The 20,973-nt window shown below is 50.5% G+C and carries 17 protein-coding genes; 7 read left to right on the top strand and 10 right to left on the bottom strand.

Annotated features, from left to right (window positions below; all coding sequences use genetic code 11):
* Positions 1-139 precede the first annotated feature (139 nt).
* A complete protein-coding gene (locus H6F86_RS11360; RefSeq protein ID WP_190448712.1) occupies positions 140-3,637 on the bottom strand; it encodes a response regulator in 3,498 nt (1,165 codons plus the stop codon).
* The gene (locus H6F86_RS11365) at positions 3,634-4,008 is read right to left on the bottom strand and encodes a hypothetical protein (protein ID WP_190448713.1); all 375 of its coding nucleotides are present in this window, start codon (positions 4,006-4,008) and stop codon (positions 3,634-3,636) included. Before H6F86_RS11365 ends, H6F86_RS11360 begins: the two co-directional genes overlap by 4 nt.
* A gap of 1,054 nt (positions 4,009-5,062) precedes the next feature.
* Between H6F86_RS11365 and nrdR the strand changes: the two genes are divergently transcribed.
* The 4 genes from nrdR to metK all read left to right on the top strand — a co-directional run bounded on the left by nrdR (position 5,063) and on the right by metK (position 9,571).
* The gene (nrdR, locus tag H6F86_RS11370) at positions 5,063-5,617 is read left to right on the top strand and encodes a transcriptional regulator NrdR (RefSeq protein ID WP_190448714.1); all 555 of its coding nucleotides are present in this window, start codon (positions 5,063-5,065) and stop codon (positions 5,615-5,617) included.
* Positions 5,618-5,949: 332 nt separating this feature from the next.
* Positions 5,950-6,918, top strand: coding sequence for a 30S ribosomal protein S1 (locus H6F86_RS11375; protein WP_190448824.1), 969 nt, complete (start codon positions 5,950-5,952; stop codon positions 6,916-6,918).
* A gap of 258 nt (positions 6,919-7,176) precedes the next feature.
* Positions 7,177-7,917: an HAD family hydrolase gene (locus H6F86_RS11380; protein WP_190448715.1), complete on the top strand. Its 741-nt coding sequence runs from the start codon at positions 7,177-7,179 to the stop codon at positions 7,915-7,917.
* Positions 7,918-8,311: 394 nt separating this feature from the next.
* Complete coding sequence (gene metK / locus H6F86_RS11385; RefSeq protein ID WP_190448716.1) at positions 8,312-9,571, top strand: methionine adenosyltransferase; 1,260 nt, start codon at positions 8,312-8,314, stop codon at positions 9,569-9,571.
* A gap of 126 nt (positions 9,572-9,697) precedes the next feature.
* Here metK and H6F86_RS11390 read toward each other — a convergent pair whose 3' ends face one another.
* The 3 genes from H6F86_RS11390 to rpaB form a co-directional block, all read right to left on the bottom strand.
* The gene (locus tag H6F86_RS11390; protein ID WP_190448717.1) at positions 9,698-11,062 is read right to left on the bottom strand and encodes a protein kinase; all 1,365 of its coding nucleotides are present in this window, start codon (positions 11,060-11,062) and stop codon (positions 9,698-9,700) included.
* Between the two features lie 113 nt (positions 11,063-11,175).
* The gene (locus H6F86_RS11395; RefSeq protein ID WP_190448718.1) at positions 11,176-12,366 is read right to left on the bottom strand and encodes a cysteine desulfurase family protein; all 1,191 of its coding nucleotides are present in this window, start codon (positions 12,364-12,366) and stop codon (positions 11,176-11,178) included.
* A gap of 60 nt (positions 12,367-12,426) precedes the next feature.
* Positions 12,427-13,158 carry a response regulator transcription factor RpaB gene (rpaB, locus tag H6F86_RS11400; RefSeq protein WP_190448719.1) on the bottom strand — a complete coding sequence of 244 codons (732 nt, stop codon included), beginning with the start codon at positions 13,156-13,158 and terminating at the stop codon, positions 12,427-12,429.
* A gap of 185 nt (positions 13,159-13,343) precedes the next feature.
* Between rpaB and radA the strand changes: the two genes are divergently transcribed.
* Both radA and H6F86_RS11410 read left to right on the top strand, forming a co-directional pair.
* Entirely contained in the window at positions 13,344-14,864 is a 1,521-nt protein-coding gene (gene radA / locus H6F86_RS11405) for a DNA repair protein RadA (RefSeq protein WP_190448720.1), read from the top strand.
* 417 nt (positions 14,865-15,281) lie between these two features.
* Positions 15,282-15,752, top strand: a complete 471-nt coding sequence (locus H6F86_RS11410; protein WP_190448721.1) for a DUF2141 domain-containing protein — start codon at positions 15,282-15,284, stop codon at positions 15,750-15,752.
* 178 nt (positions 15,753-15,930) lie between these two features.
* On the opposite strand, the gene H6F86_RS11415 is transcribed toward H6F86_RS11410, so the two are convergent.
* From H6F86_RS11415 to rpsP, 4 genes are read right to left on the bottom strand one after another with little or no spacing between them, the layout of a single operon-like run.
* Positions 15,931-17,082: an MSMEG_0565 family glycosyltransferase gene (locus H6F86_RS11415; protein WP_190448722.1), complete on the bottom strand. Its 1,152-nt coding sequence runs from the start codon at positions 17,080-17,082 to the stop codon at positions 15,931-15,933.
* Positions 17,083-17,088: 6 nt separating this feature from the next.
* Positions 17,089-18,045, bottom strand: coding sequence for a PhoH family protein (locus H6F86_RS11420; RefSeq protein ID WP_190448723.1), 957 nt, complete (start codon positions 18,043-18,045; stop codon positions 17,089-17,091).
* A gap of 42 nt (positions 18,046-18,087) precedes the next feature.
* A complete protein-coding gene (locus H6F86_RS11425; RefSeq protein ID WP_190448724.1) occupies positions 18,088-18,510 on the bottom strand; it encodes a KH domain-containing protein in 423 nt (140 codons plus the stop codon).
* On the bottom strand, positions 18,503-18,751 hold the full coding sequence (rpsP, locus tag H6F86_RS11430) for a 30S ribosomal protein S16 (protein WP_190448725.1): 249 nt from the start codon (positions 18,749-18,751) through the stop codon (positions 18,503-18,505). Before rpsP ends, H6F86_RS11425 begins: the two co-directional genes overlap by 8 nt.
* 401 nt (positions 18,752-19,152) lie before the next feature.
* On the opposite strand from rpsP, the gene H6F86_RS11435 reads away from it, so the two are divergent.
* On the top strand, positions 19,153-20,040 hold the full coding sequence (locus tag H6F86_RS11435) for a tetratricopeptide repeat protein (RefSeq protein WP_190448726.1): 888 nt from the start codon (positions 19,153-19,155) through the stop codon (positions 20,038-20,040).
* A 15-nt stretch (positions 20,041-20,055) separates the two neighbouring features.
* Here H6F86_RS11435 and H6F86_RS11440 read toward each other — a convergent pair whose 3' ends face one another.
* Positions 20,056-20,673, bottom strand: coding sequence for a TMEM165/GDT1 family protein (locus H6F86_RS11440; RefSeq protein WP_190448727.1), 618 nt, complete (start codon positions 20,671-20,673; stop codon positions 20,056-20,058).
* Positions 20,674-20,973 lie beyond the last annotated feature (300 nt).

Here is a 20,973-nt window from a genome sequence, read left to right on the forward strand (position 1 = left end):
TAACGGCTTGCAGAAGGGACTTTACGCGACTACAGAAGCAAAGTTTGCCTGGGGTCAAAGGCTAAAGTCTTAGGTTTTGAGTTCCAGGTTTTGAGCGTCTTCCCTTCCTGACCTAACCCTTGCTGCCCCCGGCTCCCGACTACTCCCCATTCCGCAGGCGACTATGCAAACTTGGTTCTGATGTAACGGCAAAGGTAAGAACGGTTTCATCCACACCTTTTAGTCGTAGTGGGCTGAACTTAGTGATTTCGTCCTGCTCCAAATAGTCAGCGACAGCGGCAGAGACCAGAATGCAGTCAGGTTCGGCGGCTTCTTGAATGCGGGAAGCAATGTTAACGCTAGGACCGATCGCAGTGTAGTCCGATCGCTCCGCCCCACCAAACATCCCCACAACAGCCGTACCCTGATGGATGCCACAGCGAAACTGCACTTGACTAATACCTTGTGCCAGCCAACGTTCATTCAGCAGATGTAGCGATCGCTGCATCTGACGGGCGGCGGCGATCGCGCGACGTACCTGTTCGTTGGGTGTCATCTCCTCAGGAGAGCCAAACAATGCCAGAATCGCATCGCCCATAAATTTATCCACTGTACCGCCATTGTCAAAAACAGCACGGGTCATTTCTGCCAGGTACTCGTTCAAAAGCTCGGCAACGCGGCGCGATCGCAGTGTATTAGACAGTTGCGTAAAGCCAATAATGTCGCTAAACAACACGGTTACTAGGCGTGGCTCCGGTCTCAGATCGAGCGACAATTCGCCCCGGGCAGCGCGTTGTACCAGGGATGGCGGCAAGAATCGTTTTAAGACAGATTCTGTAAGGTAAGTATTGAGTTCCGCTACACGCTGCTCATTAGCTTTTAGCGCCAAAAGGTTACGGACTTCTGCCAGGAGTTCGCGATCGCTGAACGGTTTTGACAAGTACGCATCGGCTCCACGCTCCACACCTTCAATCCGGGTATCCTCATCTGCTTTAGCAGTCAAAAGAATGATGGGAATGCCTTTCAGCTCATCCTCCTCCCGAATCATCCGAATCATATCAAGACCTGATACCAGCGGCATCATTAGGTCGCTAACAATCAGTTGCGGACGATGAGTTTGCGCGGTCTGAAAGCCCTCAGCGCCGTTACGAGCCGTCCACACCCGATAGCCTTTTTCACGCAAAATGGTTGAAACATACGTTCGCAAGTCAGGGTTGTCATCCACGATCAAAATGCGTGAGGCATCAGACGCTATAGGAAGCGTGGTCGGTAGAGTGGATACATCCTCAACGCTATCCTCCTGTAGCTCCATCTCAACGTCTGCTAGCTCCACCGAGGCACGATTTGGCTGAGCTTCGGCCTGCACCTCAATCAACTGTTGCGGCGGCAAGTGCGACATGCCTGTTTGAAGCCAAACAGTAAACGTTGTGCCTTCACCATAAACAGACTCGACCGAAATTTGCCCACCATGTAAATCGACCAGTTCTTTCACCAGCGCCAGTCCTAAACCGCTGCCCTCATAGCTACGGTTTGCTGAACCTTCTGCCTGTCGAAACCGCTCAAACAAATGCGGAATTTGGTCGGTACGAATGCCAATGCCTGTATCGGTTACTTTGAGCAGGCAGTGATCCCCGGCAGGCTGAAGCATAACCGTAATCTTGCCGCCCTCTGGAGTAAATTTCATCGCGTTGGACAACAAGTTGTACAGCACCTTGTCAAACTTTTCCAGGTCTAAGTAAACCTGGGGGCAAGGGGTGAGGTTGGTTGCAAGGGTTATGCCCTTTTTGTCGCAGTAGGGGCGGAAGGAATCAACCGTTTGACTGACAAAATCTGCCATATCGCAGGGGCGGAAACTGGGCTGCATTCGCCCTGCATCTAACCGTTGTAGGTCTAGCAGTTGGTTGACCAATCGCAGTAGGCGGCGTGAGTTTCGCAGTGCAACCGTTGCCTGGTCGTGAGATAAGCCTTGCTGCTGGGCGATCACCGACTCTAGCGGACCAATCATTAGCGTCAGGGGCGTGCGAAATTCGTGCGAAATATTTTGGAAGAACTCTGTTTTTTGCTGGTCTAGTTCCAGTAGCTGTTCTGCCTGTTGACGCGTTTTTTGATAGAGGCGAGATTGGTGTACCGCGATCGCTGCCTGCACTGCGACTGCCTGCGCCAATTCAATTTCTGAAGACAACCAGCGACGGGGCTGGCGATTTTGCCGCAGTGAAATGCTGCCAATAATTTGACCATCTAGAATGAGCGGTACCACCAGCAACGCCCGTGCTGGGTTGCGAAACGGCTGTTCGGTCACCGTCATGCCTGTACTTTGTTCTAGATCGCTTAGTACCACAGGTTGTTGGGTAAGCAAGAGTTGCCGGAGGACGGGATTGCCCTCGATCGGCACTGTAGATTGTGGCAACGGACGTGGTGTTGCGTCTTCTGCCGACGAAGGAAAAACCGAGTGGGTTTTGCTACTAGCACCGATTGCAGCAGGCGCGTCTGCTACCGACGACGCTGACCAACCAGCCTGAGCCGCATCATGCAGCCCTACGAGCTGGACAAACTCATCTTCCCGCGTCCATAGTGACAGCGCGCATCCATCGGCATGGAGTGCCTGCCCAAGCTGCTGGGTAATTGCCGCAAAAATTTCTTGGGGATCAAGGCTAGACCGAATGGCAGTTGTAATTGTGTTAATTAGCGCTTCTCGTTTTGCCAGCGCCCGCACCTGCTCGTAGGTACGCGCCTGAAAGAGCGCCAGTGCTGCCTGGTCTGCCACCATCGTCAGCAGTTGTACTTCGTCGTCCTGCCAGGTACGTGGTTCACCACACTGATGCAGCGCCAACACTGCCATCAATTCTTGCTGGCAAACTAGCGGCACCAGCAAGCTAGACCGTATCCCTGCCTCTGTGTAAACCTGCCGACGCGCCTGGATGTCTGGATGCTCGTTATTGAGGCGATCGTCCGTCTCAACAGCCTGAATCACTTCAACAGTGTGGGTTTCCCAAACTGTCTGCGCTAGTGCTGCTTTCTGTTTCGCTAGCCCATCCGCATCAGCGACAGCGGCTTGTGCACTCACATACACAAACCAGTCGTCATCCATATACCCATCCTGAAATGGACGCACAACGCAACTGCTTACTTCCAGGATGTGACCAACCGTTTCACCGATCGTATGCAAAATTTGGCGATAGCTAAGATCACTCCGAATCGTACTGGTAACGGCGTTGAGTAATGATTCTTGACGCAGCGATCGCCGCAATTCTCGCGTTCGTGTCTTTAGTACGTTGTGGGTATCTGCCGCCTGACGTACCACGCCCTTCAGTTCCTCGTCATCCCACGGCTTTGTGACATATTTGAACACCTTGCCCGAGTTGATTGCATCGACCAGATCTTCAACATCGGTATACCCCGTTAGAATAATCCGCATAATGTCGGGATACTGAGTTGCGGTTAAGCTCAAAAACTCTGTCCCGCTCATCAACGGCATTCGTTGATCAGAAATAATTACGGCAACATCGCCCTCCTTTGCCAGAAGCTCAAGGGCAGTTGGTCCGTTCTCAGCTCTTAAAACCTTGAACTCACGATGAAATGTGCGGTACAGCAAATCCAAGTTATCTGGTTCGTCGTCGACGACCAGTAAGGTTGGCTTTTTGGGTGGGGGCGTTTTCATGCCGTGCCCTCCAACCGGGAGGGTAGCCGGATGAACCAGTATTGACATATGCAGCCTTGTTTCAACGTTAGCGTTGGGCACCCCTGCGTAAACCGATCGTCCTGTAGCACCGACTGTTGTTTCTTTGTTGCCTGCATCGCTCCACAACGTTCAGCGGGCTGCACGCCACTACGGCTACGCACACGTTGGTTTTTAGGAGCCAGAACTGAAGTACCGATCTTAGTTAGTAAGAGTTTCAACGTTGAAAGAAGACGCAGAAAGCGGCACAAATTGAGATCTTGAGCACTCGGAAGCGTGTTCTGAGTCCAGCGGCAATGTGAAAGCAATTGATCAGCGGTGTGATACTCGAACTCCAATTCAGCACAATCCATTAACGAGTCCTCACTAAGGTTGCCCTTGGTGACACCTTCTCTAACGCCCTAATTTGCCAACCTTCATCACAATGGCTCCAAGCGTTTTAAGCAAAGGGATCTCACCCGCGATCGCTCAGTTTTTTGCTCTGCCGGACGATCGCTTACTAGAGGCAGTATCCTAAGCCACGTCGATCGCAGCTCTCAAACTTTAAACAAGGCAGCAGCAACCTCAAAGCCCCTGCATATTTGGACGCCACCCTAGAGAACAAACGCGCACCAAAAGCCGACGTTGTTCAGTCGATCTTTTAGCACTTCCTATGCTTAGTTCTGTAAGTTTGCTCCAGATTGCCCCTCATCAACCCTCTTATAACAACGTCATAGCAAGCTTGCACCATCCAACGTTAGATGCCCTTCTACACATCCTAGTTTCTCTAGAGGGATTTTCACACGCCTCGATCGCAATTTTGCTTCCGGTTGAGGTGGCTGCGACCCGGTTTTACAGCAAGTTTCAAAGGGGTGAGTCATAGTGCCTGTGGAAGGGGTAGAGGGGTAGAGGTAGGGAGGGGCGCGAATGGAAACAGGCTGTCACAGTTAGCTTGCAGCTTTAAATCCTGCCCTTACTACTGACTGCTTCACAAACTAACGAGTCAAATCAGGCATAATTAATGAAAATTGTATGATCGGGCTAATGTAGGTAGGAGGGCTAAATTAAGCACCACTGAGAGACCGGGTTTCGGCTGCGCTTAACCCGCTGACACATAGGACTGAGAGCATTAAGCGAAGTCGAAATGCCACTTATAAATAACTACGCCCAGCTACTGAACAGCGTAGTGTTTAAGTTTTACCGCAGTCGTCCTATAAGTTAAGGGCAAAAGAGAGGCTTATGGTTAGAGCGATATCATCTCTACTGCTTCAGCACTCCTGTCCTTAATAATTGGCAACAGCAATCAGCGGATGATAACAGGAAAATTTTAGTTCGCTTGATTTGTGTCATTTCAACCATTGGCGTTTATAACGGTATCGCATACGCCTTCCTCAGCTTTGTTCCTTCCGCCCGGAGTTTTCCCTAGTCATGCGGTGTCCCTTTTGCCAATACACTGAAAATCGTGTTCTTGAGTCGCGTTCAGCAGAAGCGGGTCAAAGTGTGCGACGACGACGGGAATGCCTGCGGTGTGAGCGTCGCTTTACAACCTATGAACGCATTGAGTTTGTGCCCATTACTGTAATTAAGCGAGATGGCGATCGCGAATCTTTCGATCGCTTCAAGCTTTTGCGTGGCATTGTGCGTGCTTGTGAAAAAACAGGTATTTCCTCGGTGCAGCTTGAAAATTTGGTGGATGAGATTGAAGCCGAATTACAGCAGCGTGCTGTCCGTGAAGTTAACAGCTCCGAAATTGGCGAATTGGTGCTCCAAAGTTTGCCAAGTCTGAGTGAAGTTGCTTATATTCGCTTTGCATCGGTCTATCGCAAGTTTCAGGGCATTCGCGACTTTGTGGATACGCTTAACCACCTTCGCAGCAATTCAGACTCGGCACAAGCGACAGATGATTTACCGCTTAACCCGCTTGAGAATGCCGCTGATACATCAGTGCTTGCTTCATCACAGCCCCCGACTGCTCGTCACTAGGCAGAGCACTACTAAAATACTGGCACTGCTCGTACCGCACAATCGCCCCTACCATCAGTTCAAGCATTCGCTATGCTAGGCGAAGAGCAAGCGCTTTTCATGCGTTGCCTCCTTGCTAAATTTGTGATGAAACATCTTAAGCCGATCGTAAAAGGGTGTGTTGAGTTACCTGACATCGGTTATCATGGTTCTTCTGAGCCACTAATTTATCCAAATTTAGCTCTCTCATCGACAGTTGAGAGAAATGTAGGTGTAGTCAGCACAACTGCAATGTGCGTATACATCGACAGGAGGCAAAATTTTACGGAGATAACTACCAGGAAACGATTCGCATGGTCAATCAGGAAACGACAGAAATAGATGTTGGCTTTACCCACGAGGATTTCGCTGCCTTACTTGATAAGTATGACTACCACTTCAGTCCAGGTGATGTGGTCGCTGGAACAGTGTTTAGTCTTGAGCCAAGAGGCGCACTGATTGACATTGGCGCGAAAACGGCTGCATATATCCCCATCCAGGAAATGTCAATTAATCGGATTGACGGTCCTGAAGAGGTGTTGCAGTCTAATGAAACTCGCGAGTTTTTCATTCTTGCTGACGAAAACGAAGACGGACAGCTCACTCTCTCAATTCGACGCATTGAGTATATGCGTGCGTGGGAAAGAGTACGGCAGCTTCAAGCCGAAGACGCGACTGTACGCTCTAGCGTTTTCGCTACCAATCGCGGTGGTGCGTTAGTGCGGATCGAGGGTCTGCGCGGCTTTATTCCTGGCTCTCACATTAGCACTCGGAAGCCGAAGGAAGATTTGGTGGGTGAAGAACTGCCACTGAAGTTTCTTGAAGTTGATGAAGAACGGAATCGTCTGGTACTGAGCCATCGTCGGGCGTTAGTTGAGCGTAAGATGAACCGCTTGGAGGTTGGCGAGGTTGTGATTGGTACCGTTCGTGGCATCAAGCCATACGGTGCTTTTATAGATATTGGAGGTGTCAGCGGTCTACTGCACATCTCCGAGATTTCTCATGATCATATTGATACCCCTCATAGCGTGTTTAACGTTAATGATGAGGTGAAGGTAATGATCATTGATCTGGATGCAGAGCGGGGTCGAATTTCGCTCTCTACCAAGCAATTGGAACCAGAGCCCGGTGACATGGTGAAGAACCCACAGGTTGTCTACGACAAGGCAGAGGAAATGGCGGCTAAGTACCGTGAACAGGTACTTGCTGCTCAACAACAGCAGTCGATCGCTGTAACGATTCCAGAGGTCGAGCTAGAAGAACTTCCTTCTGCTGCGGAGTAACCGCTGGCTTTGTAAGGCTTCAACCGAGACAAGGGCAGACAGATATAAGCATCTGTCGCCCAAAGAGGGGGGTATCCCCTCTTTTTTTTGGAGTAGCGATCGTTAGTAGAACACTAGCTGCTGCCTTTAGAGTACCAGGCAACACATAAAAGCTTATGGGAGCAAAGGGTAGGTTGCCTCAGCTTATGTTCCTAGTCCTAGACTTACTTGCTAAAGCTCTGCAAACCAGCGCGAATTTTTTGATTTGGAGTCTCTGCCTTGGCTACTATTCAGTGCGGTCATGTTCAATTTTCGTCAATTCAAGCGGTGCTGTTTGATAAGGACGGTACCCTGGCAGATTCACAAACATTCTTGCGAAGTTTGGGACAAAAGCGATCGCGCTTGATTGATGCTCAAATTCCTGGCGTACAAGAGCCGCTGCTAATGGCTTTTGGGCTGAACGGAGATCAATTGAATCCAGCAGGATTGCTAGCAGTAGGAACGCGCCAGGAAAACGAAATTGCGGCAGCGGCGTATGTAGCAGAGACAGGGCGCGATTGGGTTGAGTCACTTACATTAGTGCGCTCGGCGTTTACAGAAGCCGAGCGAGTCTTTCAGCGCAAGGCAGACAATACGCCCTTGTTTGAAGGCGCACGCGAGGTTTTGCAAGCCTTGACAACTGCTGGGCTACGGGTCGGCATTGTGTCAGCCGATACGACTGCAAATGTCAAAGATTTTGTGGAGCGTTATGAACTGGGGGCTTGGGTGCAAGTTAGCTTGGGGATTGACAGTACCCCTGGCAAGCCTGATCCAACCGTTTTTTATCAAGCTTGTACCTTACTAGGGGTTGCACCGGAAACAGTGCTGGTGATTGGTGATGCTACTGCTGATATGCAAATGGCAAAGACGGCAAAGGCGGCAGGTTGCGTTGGTGTGACATGGGGTTGGACACGATCGACATCATTGCAGCAGGCAGATGCTTTGATCGCGCAGTTTTCAGATATCCAGATTCTTGAGTAGCCTCGCTGAAGCAAGCTGCATGATGAAAACTTGTAGGGAATGTTGCCTACTTGTCTTCTCCAGCTACTTGCCTTCTCTAGATAGAACTTCTATATTCTTTTCTAAATCGATTCAATCAAGTTAGCTTCCTTAACGCTAATGCTCGTTGTCAGTTAGGTGGACATGGAAAGCCTGCAAGTCTTGTACTGGCGGGTAAAGGACAGTCGTTGTGATTGAGCTGACCCATCATACCTTCTACAGCTTTAGTCATTAAGGGTAGTACAAGCATGAATTTTACGGGATTCCGATCGAAGAAGGCGATCATTCCGGTCAAGCTCCAATGCTATAATCTGCTGACTTGTAGCAATTATGCTTAATTGATTGTTTTTAGTCGTTTGCCAGAGAGGATTGACGCTTGTCCCGCCGCTATCTCTTTACTTCTGAATCAGTGACCGAAGGTCATCCAGATAAAATCTGTGACCAAATCTCAGACACAATTTTAGACGCCCTGCTGGCTCAAGATCCTGCAAGTCGGGTGGCTGCTGAGGTGGTGGTCAATACAGGTCTTGTTCTGATCACAGGCGAAATTAGCTCTAAAGCTAAGGTGAACTATATTGATCTAGCTCGGCAAAAAATCGCTGAAATTGGCTACTCCGGTGCCGATTGTGGTTTCTCAGCAAATAGCTGTGCCGTGCTGGTAGCTCTGGATGCTCAGTCGCCTGATATTGCTCAGGGTGTGGATACTGCCCAGGAAACTCGCGAACAGGCAAGCGACGAAGAGCTTGATCTGATTGGTGCTGGTGATCAGGGCATTATGTTTGGGTTTGCCTGTAACGAAACGCCAGAGTTGATGCCGCTACCCATCTCGTTAGCGCACCGGGTTTCGCGGCGTCTTGCAACCGTTCGCAAGACGGGTCAGCTACCCTACCTGCGCCCTGATGGCAAGACTCAGGTAACGGTTTTGTATGAAGACAACCGACCGATCGGCATTGATACCATTCTCGTCTCAACCCAGCATACGGCGACCATTGGGGAGATTACAGACGAAGCGGCAGTCCAAGCAAAGATTAAGGAAGATCTATGGACATTGGTAGTGCTACCTGTCTTCATGGACATTGATGTGAAACCCGATCGCGATACTCGCTTTTTGGTCAATCCAACAGGCAAATTTGTGATTGGTGGTCCTCAAGGAGATTCTGGACTAACGGGACGTAAGATTATCGTGGATACCTACGGTGGCTACTCCCGGCATGGTGGCGGTGCTTTTTCAGGCAAAGACCCTACTAAAGTCGATCGCAGTGCTGCCTATGCATGTCGCTATGTTGCGAAGAACATTGTGGCAGCGGGTCTGGCAGATCGATGCGAAGTGCAGCTCAGTTATGCGATCGGTGTAGCACGTCCGGTCAGCATTATGATCGACACCTTTGATACCGGTAAGATCAGCGACGATCGCCTGCTCGAATTGGTCAAAGAGCACTTTGAACTCCGACCAGCTGGCATCATTCAGACCTTTAACTTAAGCCATTTACCAGGCGATCGCAACGGGCGCTTTTATCAAGATGTGGCAGCATACGGTCACATGGGACGCACTGATCTGGATTTGCCGTGGGAGCAGCTTGACAAAGCACCGGTGCTTAAAGCGGCTCTAACTGAATCATTGACGCTGAAGCATTAGTCTGTTGAAGCGCTTTAATGATCACTGCGGTTTTGTTGACGGTTGTTTCGGCTACCAGCGAAACCGCAGCTTTTTGTCCGCCAGTTGATGAAATAGACTAATGCTGTTGAGCAATGAGCGATGAAGTTAAGGGCTAAACATTGTATCGCCTCGCATGAGTATCGCTCGTTCAAGGCTGGCTTCTGACAAATTGGGGTTAATTTGCAGGGCGCGATCGTAGGCAGCCATTGCTGCGGCGGTTTGTTGCAGTCTGGCAAGTGTTAACCCTTTCTGCCGCCAAATTCGTTCGGCGGGAAAGGTTTCCATTTCCATAGCGGGTTGCAAAGCAGCTTCAAAGCAAGCGAGTGCTTCTTGATGACGGCGTAAGTACGTTAGCACTAACCCTTTTCGATACCAGGCTTCGGGCTGCTTGGGATTCATGCGAATTGCGCTTTCATAAAGCGGTAAAGCACTTTCAAATAAGGAACTGTTATATTGCCCTTCTTCCACAAACAGGTTGGCTTGATTTACTAGCTTATAGTAACTAGCTTGAGAGACGGAGGGAACCTGATTGTGCTTGAGAAATTGCCATGTTGTTAGGGAAAGCGCGATCGCCGTGGTGAGGATAATAGCGACAGACGATGGTTTTACGGTTGGTAGGCTCAACGACACAACGGGCAGAGCCGTCCAAAAGCCAGATGTCGCCGCGAGATCAACTTGACGCAAGGCTTGCAGTGCCGATCGTGCGTCTGGATAGCGATTTACGACTTTGGGTGCGGTCATCGCCGCCAACCAGGGCTGAAGCGATCTTCCTTGCTTGGGCAACTTGTCAAACGCGATACTGTAGTTCTCGTTGATGAGTTGCCCGACATCTGGCGATCGGGTTCCCGTCAAAAGACAGAGGAGCGTTACACCCAGACTGTACAAATCTGAGGCAATGGTTAGCTCACGGTTAAACAGTTGCTCTGGCGGCATAAAGCCCAGCGTGCCTTTGACCGCACTACTAGCCGCAATATCTCCACTACCCAGGCGGGCAAAACCAAAATCCACCAGGTAGACTTTGAAGGTGTCCTGGCGATCAACCAAAATATTTTCTGGCTTGATATCGCGATGGATAATGGCTGGCTGTTGCTGCTGCAAGTAGATCAGCACGTTCAGCAATGCTTCAGCAATTTGTCGAACTTCAAACAGTGTCCATATACGGCGTTGCGCTAATGAGGGTGCCTGTTTATATTCCTGCACCAAGCAGAAGCCTGTTGGCATTTCAAACGAGCTGAGGAAATGTGGAATACTGGGATGCTTGAGGCGTTGCAGCAGCTTAATTTCTTGCTCATACTGCTGATAGTCTGACCAGGTAGACTCTGCCTGAGCAAACTGAAATTGCTTAATGACAACAGAGGTTTGAGTACTCTGGTCGATCGCCAAGTACGTCACTCGACCATTGGAACGGTTGTTCCCTAGCTCACGCTCGATCTGGTAGCCATAGTCTGTAAAATCAGGAAACGTGCTCATGAGAGCCTAAGTGCCAGGTAGAAACATTTCTACTAGAATTCCCACCAGCAGCGACGGAATTCTCAGCAATTTTACCCGTCAGCAGAATAGCAATCGCTTGAGACTGTTACGTATTAGATTCTTAACAAAGACGGCTCTGGGGCCAGTCGGGCAAGGACTTGCTTAAGCACCATGACGGTCCAGTCGATGTCTGCTGCGATCGTTTGTCTGCCCAAGGTCAGACGGATACCCGCTTTCGCCGCACGATCGCTGTAGCCCATCGCTTGCAGAATTGGGCTAGGAGACAATTTGCCACTGTGACAGGCAGAGCCAGCACTAATGCCAATGCCAGCAAGATTCATCTGACGCACCAGCGTTTTACCGTTGAGCGTTTCGCCGTCGGCAGATGGCAGGTAGAAACTGGCATGATGAGGCAGGCGGCTTGCAGAGGCTGTTTTGAGCGCTGCTCCGCTTACGCCTGTGGGTAACAATCCCGGTACATCAGCTAATTGCTCAAAGAGGTAATCGCGCAAGTGCATTAATCGTGGTGTTTCGATCGCCATTTCCTGCATCGCCAACTCAGCCGCAACGCCAAAGCCTGCGATCGCGGGTACAGCCTGAGTGCCCGATCGTAGCTTTGCTTCTTGACCACCACCGCTGACTAGCGGCAGCAGCGTTACACCAGGACGTACATACAGCGCACCTGCGCCTTGAGGACCATACAGCTTATGGCTGGACAATGACAGTAAATCAACGGGTAACTGCTGCATATCCAGTGGCAAGCGTCCGGCGACCTGAACAGCATCAGTATGAAACACAGCACCATGAGCACGAGCGATCGTCCCCAACGCTTGAATGGGCTGTAGGGTGCCAACTTCACTCTGACCATAAATGATTGACACCAGCACCGTATTTTCTTGCAGTGCTGCCCTCAGATCCAGAGAATTCACCCGTCCTTGAGCATCGACAGGTAAGCGTGTAACCTGCCAGCCTAACTGTTCTAACCAGCGCACAGGCTCGGCGATCGCTGAATGTTCCACACTGGAAATAATCATGTGCTGCGGTGTGGCATACTGGCGCACAACACCCATAATCGCAAGATTATCTGCTTCGGTGCCACCAGCGGTAAAGACGATCGACTCAGCAGGCGCATTAATTAGCCGCGCCACTTGCACCCTAGCGCGCTCGACCACAATGGCAGCACGTTGCCCCCAAACGTGGAGGCTGGACGGATTGCCCCACTGCTCACTCAGGGCAGCTTGCATTGCCGCGATCGCCTCTGGACGAGTGGGTGTCGTAGCGCTGTAGTCCAAATAAATTTGCATGAGCATCTAAGCGGTAGACCTTCTCCCTTTAAGCATACAAGCCTGTAACAGGAGTTTGGTTCACTCCGTTTCGCCAGGTTCAAGAATGCGCTGAAAGAGATACCCTGTGCCACGAGCGGTCAGAATTAACTCTGGATTGCTGGGGTCGTCCTCAAGTTTGGCGCGGAGGCGCGAAATATGTACATCGACAACGCGGGTATCAACATGGCGTTCAGGTGTATAGCCCCAAACCTCTTGTAAGATTTCCGAGCGCGAGAACGCTTCCCCAGAGCGGCTTACCAACAGTTCCAGCAGGCTAAACTCCATGCCAGTCAGCCGAATACGCTCGTCGCCTTTGTAGACCTGACGCTTATTGGTGTCGATGCGAATGCTATTGATGTGGATCACACCAGAGCTAGGAATGCCCGTAGTGCCCGTTTTTTCAACTCGTCGGAGCACAGAGCGAATCCGCGCTTCTAGCTCTTTGGGCGAAAAGGGTTTGACCACATAATCATCCGCACCCAGTTCCAATCCGGTGATGCGATCGGCAACGTCGCCCAATGCCGTTAGCATAATGATGGGCACATCAGATTCTTTCCGCAACTCTTGACAAACGCCGTAGCCATCCAGCTTTGGCATCATGACATCCAGCACCACCAGGTCGGGGTCAGCATTACGAAAGGTGTCAAGCGCCTCTTCACCATCAGCCGCTGTTACCACGTCGTAGCCAATCATTGAGAGGCGTGTTTCTAAAATGCGACGAATGCTTGCTTCATCATCAACTACTAGTATTTTTTCTTTGTGATTTTCCAAGTTAATAGACTCCTTAAGCTTGTTTTAGAAACATTAATTTCTGTACTTTATCATTAAAGATAATACCCGATTTAATTTGGTTCGGAACGCTAAAATTGTCTCCCTTAAAGCACTTCGGACTTTCTTAATATTCTATTTGGGAGCATTCTCACTGCTATAAGTACTTCTACCTTTCCTCATAAAGAATGCCGAAACTTCGATCGCACTACGTTTGTAACCAATGTGGCGCAGAGTCTTCTCAATACTTTGGCAAATGCCCTGCCTGCAATAGTTGGAATGCACTAGAAGAACAGCCTCTTTCCACTACGACCGTTGCCGCTCGTCCGGGTGCTGCCCGCGTTGGTAGCCGTACCTCGGCAACCCGACAGCTACCGGCACAGCCCAAAGCTGCCCTTACACTGGCACAAATTTCTGACCATCCTCAGGCTCGCCTCTCGTCTGGCTATGTTGAACTCGATCGCGTCTTAGGCGGCGGCATTGTCCCTGGCTCCCTAGTACTCATTGGCGGTGACCCTGGTATCGGCAAATCGACCCTGCTGCTACAAACTGCTAACCGTATGTCTCAAAGCTATCGTACTCTTTACGTCTGTGCCGAAGAGTCAGCCCAACAGGTGAAGTTAAGAGCACAGCGGTTGGGAGTAGGGGACGAGAGGGTAGCAAAGGAGCAGCAAGGCAAACGGCAAACGTTAGAAGGCAAAACGCAGTCCTCAGACTCCAGTCCTCAGCTCTCCGAACCCTCCAACCTCTATCTTTTGCCCGAAACCGATCTCGACACCGTTCTGGCAGAGCTAGAGTCGCTGAAGCCCCATGTGGCAGTAATTGACAGTATTCAAGCACTGTACTTTAGTGCGTTGTCATCGGCTCCCGGTTCAGTAGCGCAGGTGCGGGAGTGTACGTCAGTGCTAATGCAGATGGCAAAGCGGCAGAATATTACGCTGTTTATTGTGGGGCATGTGACGAAGGAAGGGGCGATCGCCGGTCCTAAAGTGCTGGAGCATCTGGTGGATACAGTGCTGTACTTTGAGGGCGATCGATTTGCCAGCCATCGTTTGTTGCGATCAGTGAAAAACCGCTTTGGGGCGACGCACGAAATTGGTGTGTTTGAGATGGTGGATGAGGGGTTACAGGAAGTGCTGAATCCCTCAGAGCTGTTTCTGGGCAATCGGGATGAGTTTTCATCGGGGAGCGCGACGATCGTTGCCTGCGAAGGCACGCGCCCAATTGTCGTTGAACTGCAAGCGTTGGTTAGCCCGACGAGCTACAGTTCGCCCCGACGATCGACCACAGGCATCGAATACAATCGACTGCTGCAAATTCTAGCAGTGCTGGAAAAGCGCGTGGGTATCCCCCTCTCAAAGCTGGATGCTTACGTTGCATCATCGGGTGGCTTGAGTGTAGGGGAACCGGCTGCTGATTTGGGGGTTGCGATCGCAGTGGTGGCAAGTTTCCGCGATCGAGTTGTTGATCCGCGGATGGTCTTAATTGGGGAAGTCGGCTTGGGTGGTCAGGTACGCCCCGTGTCGCAGATGGAGTTGCGGCTGAAAGAAGCAGCAAAACTCGGCTTTAAGCAGGCGATCGTCCCCAAAGGGCAAGTCTTACCTGACTTGGGCATGGAGATTTTTCCTGTTGCGAGAGTGGTAGATGCCATTGCGATCGCCCTGGCAGGTAAAAAATCCACTGATGAGTCTCTTGACGAAACTGAGTGATGGCAAGACCGCATAAAATGGGTCTACGTTGAGCAGACCGTCTTGAGCCGGCAATAGTATGACCGATTAACCATCCCTACTGGAACAAACAGTTGTCCAGCATAGCAACGCGATTGCCCAGATCAACGAAATTCTGCTGATTGTCCGACGACAGCAAGAAACTGCTCGCATTCAGCAGGCAAACGCTTAACAAATGGCCGCTAACACTCAAGGCATAGCTGAATTAAGACAAGGTATTGCCGAATTACGCGCAACTATTCAAGACAGATATAGCGGCAATGGCAACGAGGCGAGTAGCCAAAAAACGTCTGCTCTCGCGATCGGGTGGTAACTTTACATTGAGATTGATACTCGGTGTCAAACACGTGTAGGGCCATCACTAGTAGCAAGTACTGTAATGGGATAAAACGTATCGGAATGCTTGAATTAAAAAACATTAGAATGGGCGCGATCGCCCTTGCAGCGCTATCCAGTATCGCCATAGCATCAGATGTAAAAGCAGAGCTTAAAAGCACTTTAACCATTGAAATTGACGGCTTAAAAGCTCAAAAGGGTGCCATCTGCTTCAAGCTCTTTTCCAGAAGCTTTGGGTTTCCTGATAACGCTAAGAATGCTGTCATGAACCGATGCGTCAAGGTGACTGAAGACTCACCCAAAATTACGTTTAAGGATATTTCATCGGGTAGCTATGCCCTTGCTCTCTTTCAAGATGTGAACGGCGATCGCAAGCTCAACCGCAACACTACAGGTATTCCCACTGAAGGCTACGGTTTTTCTAACAATCCTGCGACTCGTCAAGACCTTACTCGCTATGGTGACTGCGTGTTTCTGCTAGCGGGTGCCAGCAGGACGCTCAAAATTCAGATGAAGTATGCGCCACAGAAGTAGAGTCAGGTATATGAATGGGTCGATAGGTGTAAGTGTGGAAGGTCCAATTGGAAACAGCTATAGCCCTGCGTCAATACAATTTGGATAAGATGACCGACCCTGATTTTTAGCCTCATTGCTCTTCACCGTCTCACCCCTTTACTTTTTTATCGCTCCATCCCTTCACTTTCTGACCCTTTCACCGTCTTAGCAGATCACGATAATGAACCAAATGCATCTTCGCAGAGGCTTCCCAGGAGTAGCAGGGTAGAATTGCCCGGCTGTTTTCGCGTAAAGATTGAGCAAGTTCTGGAGTTAAAACTGATCGCATTGCCAGGGCGATCGCATCTGGAGACGTAGGATCAACTAGCAACGCCTGTTTCTCGGTCAGGAACTCGGTAAATGGCGGTTGGTTCGCAGTCATAACAGGAATGCCGCTGGCGATCGCTTCCATTACAACTAAACCCCACCCTTCTTTTACAGACGGAAAAACAAACGCATCGGCAAGGCGATAGAGTGCGGGCAGCACCGCATCAGAAATTACGCCTGGTAGAAGCAAGGCTTCGCCAGTGGTAATGCCCAGTGTGCCTGCCAGGGCAAAAAACTCGTCACGGTACGCTTGATAATCGAAGAGAGTTGCGCCACCAGCGATGATCAGTTGGGCGTGAGGATGGCTGACGCGGAGCTGGCTAAAGGCTTGCAAAAGAACAAGCGAATTCTTGCGTGGTTCAATGCCGCCAACGGTTAGGTAAATGGGTGAGCCGTTTAGCCCTAATTGCTGACCAAGTGATTGTTCCGAGCCATCTAGTTGGGCAGTAAACCGTTGTGTATTTACACCATTACTCACTCTGGGCGCATCAATCTGATACTGCTGTTGCAATTCGCGTTGCCAGCGAGTGCTGACGCAGAAACAAAGGTCGGGATCACGAATCGATCGCTCCTGACACTGCTGGAGATAAATGCTGTTATACGCCTCGATGTGATGAACAGTGCGGACAAAATGGGGAATGAGCTGGAGTTGACGTAAGCGAGACAACGCATTTGCGCCAATGCAGTCTTGAGCGTGATAACAGTCGTAAGTATCGCTGGACTGGCTGAAGTACGCCACAAATTCTTGAATACGTTGCTGGATCAGGGCATCAATGCCATCCGGTGCAGGCTGAGCCGTAATGAGTTTGTAAGCGCAGGAGAGCAGGCGATCGAACCCGGTCCCATCCTTTGCCAGTGCGTAGACGCAAACAGTGTGACCCATTGCATGGAGTGCCTCTGCTAACTCCAGAGTATGCACCACGCTACCCCTGAGCCTGGTTGAGTATGTCAGTAGCGCAATACGGAGCGACGGATCAGGCATCGATGCTTAAGGCTGCTCATGCTGCTCATAGGCAGCAACAATGCGCTGCACCAGAGGATGACGCACCACATCGGCTTTGGAAAGGTGACAAAACGCAACCCCTTCTACCGGCTGTAAGATTTTCTGCGCGATCGCTAAGCCCGACGATTGGTACTGTGGCAAGTCTGTCTGAGTTAAATCGCCCGTTACCACCATGCGAGAGCGAAAGCCGAGGCGTGTCAGGATCATTTTCATTTGAGCGGGCGTAGTGTTCTGCGCTTCGTCAAGAATCACAAACGCATTGTTGAGCGTACGACCCCGCATATAGGCGATCGGTGCCACTTCAATCACACCACGCTCCATCAAGCTGGGAATTTTCTCTGGATCAATAAACTCATACAGCGCGTCGTAGAGCGGACGCAAATACGGATCAATCTTTTGCTGCAAGTCTCCTGGCAAAAAGCCAAGCTTCTCTCCTGCTTCAACAGCAGGACGAGTCAAGATCAGCCGTTCATACTGGTTAGCTAGCACTGCCTGTACCGCTAGCACGGCTGCTAGAAAAGTTTTACCCGTGCCTGCTGGACCAATGCAGAAGGTCAGGTCATGGGTGCGAACGGCTTGAATATACTGGCGTTGCTGGAGGGTTTTGGCACGGATGTCTTCACCACGACGAGTTCGTGCCAACACATCTTGCCGCAGTTCGTGAAGCTCGTCCTGCTGTTGGGTATCTAGCGCATGGCGAGCAGTCAGTATATCAACACCAGAGATAACCGTGCCGCGACCCCAAACAGCTTCAAGCGCTTTTACTAAACGAGTGGCTAATTCAATTTGAGGATCAGTACCAGAAATCCGTAGTGCTAGCCCATGCAAGACTAGCGTTGCACCAGTCTGTCTGGCTAAAATTTTCAGATTTTCTTCTCGCTCCCCGGCGAGGGCGATCGCGCTTGCAGCATTGGGTAATTCGACAGTAACAGCCTCTACCATGCAAACATTTGTGAGTCCAACGACGAATCAGCGATCAAATTTTCACGTCTCCAATTCATCAGGAGGGGCACTGCGCGATCGCAGCTTAGGCGCTTCTTTGACACTAGATGAGCGGCGCGGTGGGGATTTACTTGCCACGTCCTCGCGATCGCTACCATCCTCGCTGCCCTGAGGTGAACTACCAAAAACATCCAGATAGGCTGTACTACCAGCCGCACGAGCTGCCGCCTCAAGTACCGAACGAATTGCCTGGATGTTGCGACCGCCACGCCCAAACATACGCCCTTTATCAGTTCCTTCAAATGCTACACGTACCCAAACTTTGCTCCGGTTTGGCGAGATTTCGCAGTCAACCTTAAGTGACTCTGGCAGCTCCAAAAATGGTGCCACCAAAAACCTGACCAGCCCAGCATAGTCTGGCTCGGCTGGTTTAGCAGCATGAGTGTGTTGAGACGGCTCAGGCATTGACCTGTTCAAACACGTTGTTTTTCTGCAAAATGCTGCGTACCGTATCAGTTGGCTGCGCTCCATCTTGCAACCGCTTAACGATCGCGGGAATATTGAGCCGAATTTCATCGGTTCTAGGGTTATAAAAGCCCAATTCCTCCAGGGGACGTCCATCTCGGCGATCGCGGCTATTCATTGCCACAATGCGGTAGCTGACTTCACGCTTTTTGCCGTATCGCTTCAATCGCAGTTTGATCATGGTGCTGTGCGGATTCTCTTTATCAATGAATGGGTTGCGGAGGCTGACAATTTAGAGGCTATGCGGTCTGTTGCCGATAGCATAATTTTTGACAACCATCTCGAATTAACAATCTTATCACAGACACGTTTTCAAGACTTGATAGGAAGCCATAACTTAATTTAGCTCCAAATATTTAGATCTGCTCCTTGCAACTGGTTAAGGCATAGTGGCTGCAACCTTAACTGCAGGAGTTCAGCTTGCTACTGCACGGATACGCGGTAGCAATCCTGTCCGGAGTACACGCTTACCATCCCTTAGAGCCCCCCATTTTCATCTTTCTAGCAACAGCGATACCGTGATCTTGCCATCGGAAATGGCCTTTGTCGTTGATAATAGCAGTAGAGTTTCGAGGCAGATCTGTGACCAATAAGCGCAATCGCTGGATTATCAATGTGGTTCTTATCCTGGCAGTCGTCGCTTTTGTGGGCTTTTCACTGATCCCACTTATTGAAGCTGCCTTTCAAGGACAACAACAGACAGCTACTAAACCTACGCCAACACAGTCTGCCAGCGCGACTCCTAAGAAGGAAGAACTGGAGGCGCAGGCAAAGGGCTATGAGTTGGTGCTGCAACGGGAACCTGAAAACGCAACAGCCTTACGCGGTCTTCTGGAAGCACGGCTGGGTCTAGGCGATGTGAAAGGCGCGATCGCCCCACTTGAAAAACTGGCAAAACTCAACCCGAAGGAAACTGAGTATGCCATTCTGCTGGCTCAGGCAAAGCAGCAAACCAATGATACAGAAGGAGCCGCCCAGACCTATCGCGAGATCTTGAAAACACAACCGGGCGATCGCAACGCGCTTCAAGGCTTGTCTAATTTACTGCTGCAACAAAACCGTCCTGAAGCAGCCGTCGGTTTATTAGAAGACACGATTAAGACTGCACCGCAGGCAAACAAAATTCAGGCGGGTAGCGTGGATGTTGGCTCAGTTCAAGTCATTTTGGGGCAGGTGTATGCCTCGCAGAAACGTTTTGATGAGGCGATCGCGGTATTTGATGAAGCTGCCAAAAGCAATAAGCAAGATTTTCGTCCCATTCTTGGCAAAGCGCTGATTTTGAAGGATCAGGGCAAGACTGAGGCTGCCAAACCACTGTTTGCTAGCGCTGCTGAACTTGCACCAGCACAATTTAAGGATCAGATTAACCAACTTGCCAGTGCTCCTTCACCAGGAGCATCTCCAACGAGCGTGCCTAGCCCCGCAGGCAGTGCGCCTAGCCCTTCAGAAACACCAGTACCGAAGCCTTAACGGATTGAGTTGCCCTCATGCTCCTTCCATCCAGGCGGCAACACCAAACACGAGAAACAGCAGACCACCCAAGCCTGTGATCAGCTTTTCGGAGATGTGCGCAGCGATTAACCGTCCGCCCATGACCGCGATCGCTGCACAGATAGCGTGTCCGACAATTGCGCCTGCTGTTACGCCCCAGGGATCATTCGCAGCGGCAAGCGCGATCGTGGCAAATTGCGTGCGATCGCCCCATTCGCCTACAAATGTCAGCACAAACGCCTGAAGCACAATACTGCGTCTGGCTCCGTGCTTTGCTGCTACCGTATCAGCATGTTGAATCGTTTCTTCAGCTTCTTTAACCTCATCGCAGATAGCAGTACTGGGCATTTGCGTCGCGTCATACAGCAGCTTCATGCCAAAGCTGATGAACAAAACGACTTCAGCGATATGCACTAGGGCTTTGGGCAACAGCGCCACGGCTTGCCCCAGCAAAACGGACAGAATCGTCATTGTCGCCAGTGCTGCGATCGAGCCAACAAAAACAAGACGACGAGAATGTCGCATTGCCAGAAGCATGGCGATAAAAAACGTTTTATCACCTAGTTCTGAAATCGTAATAAGCAATAATCCAGCCGTAAACGCTGCCAGCATTCCATCGAACTCCTCAGATCTCTGCTATCTAAGTGAGCTTGATGAGGGCTGCAACAGCTTCACCAAGCTCACAAAGGTTGTGAACTTAGTGAAGGTCTCGCTTGCAAATAGCAGTCAGCAGTCAGCAGTCAGCAGTCAGCTTTTGAAGATCAATAATTCAATCAAAGCTGCTTACTGAAGGTTGATCGCTAGAAGCTTTTTGTCATCTGAACCAGGCTCATCGCCAGTATGTTGATTCAAATGGGCTGGCACCTGCCAGCAGCTACTCCCCTTCAAACACACTTATCATACAGGTTCTGT

It is taken from the genome of Phormidium sp. FACHB-592, assembly GCF_014695795.1.
Lineage (GTDB): Bacteria > Cyanobacteriota > Cyanobacteriia > Leptolyngbyales > Leptolyngbyaceae > Stenomitos.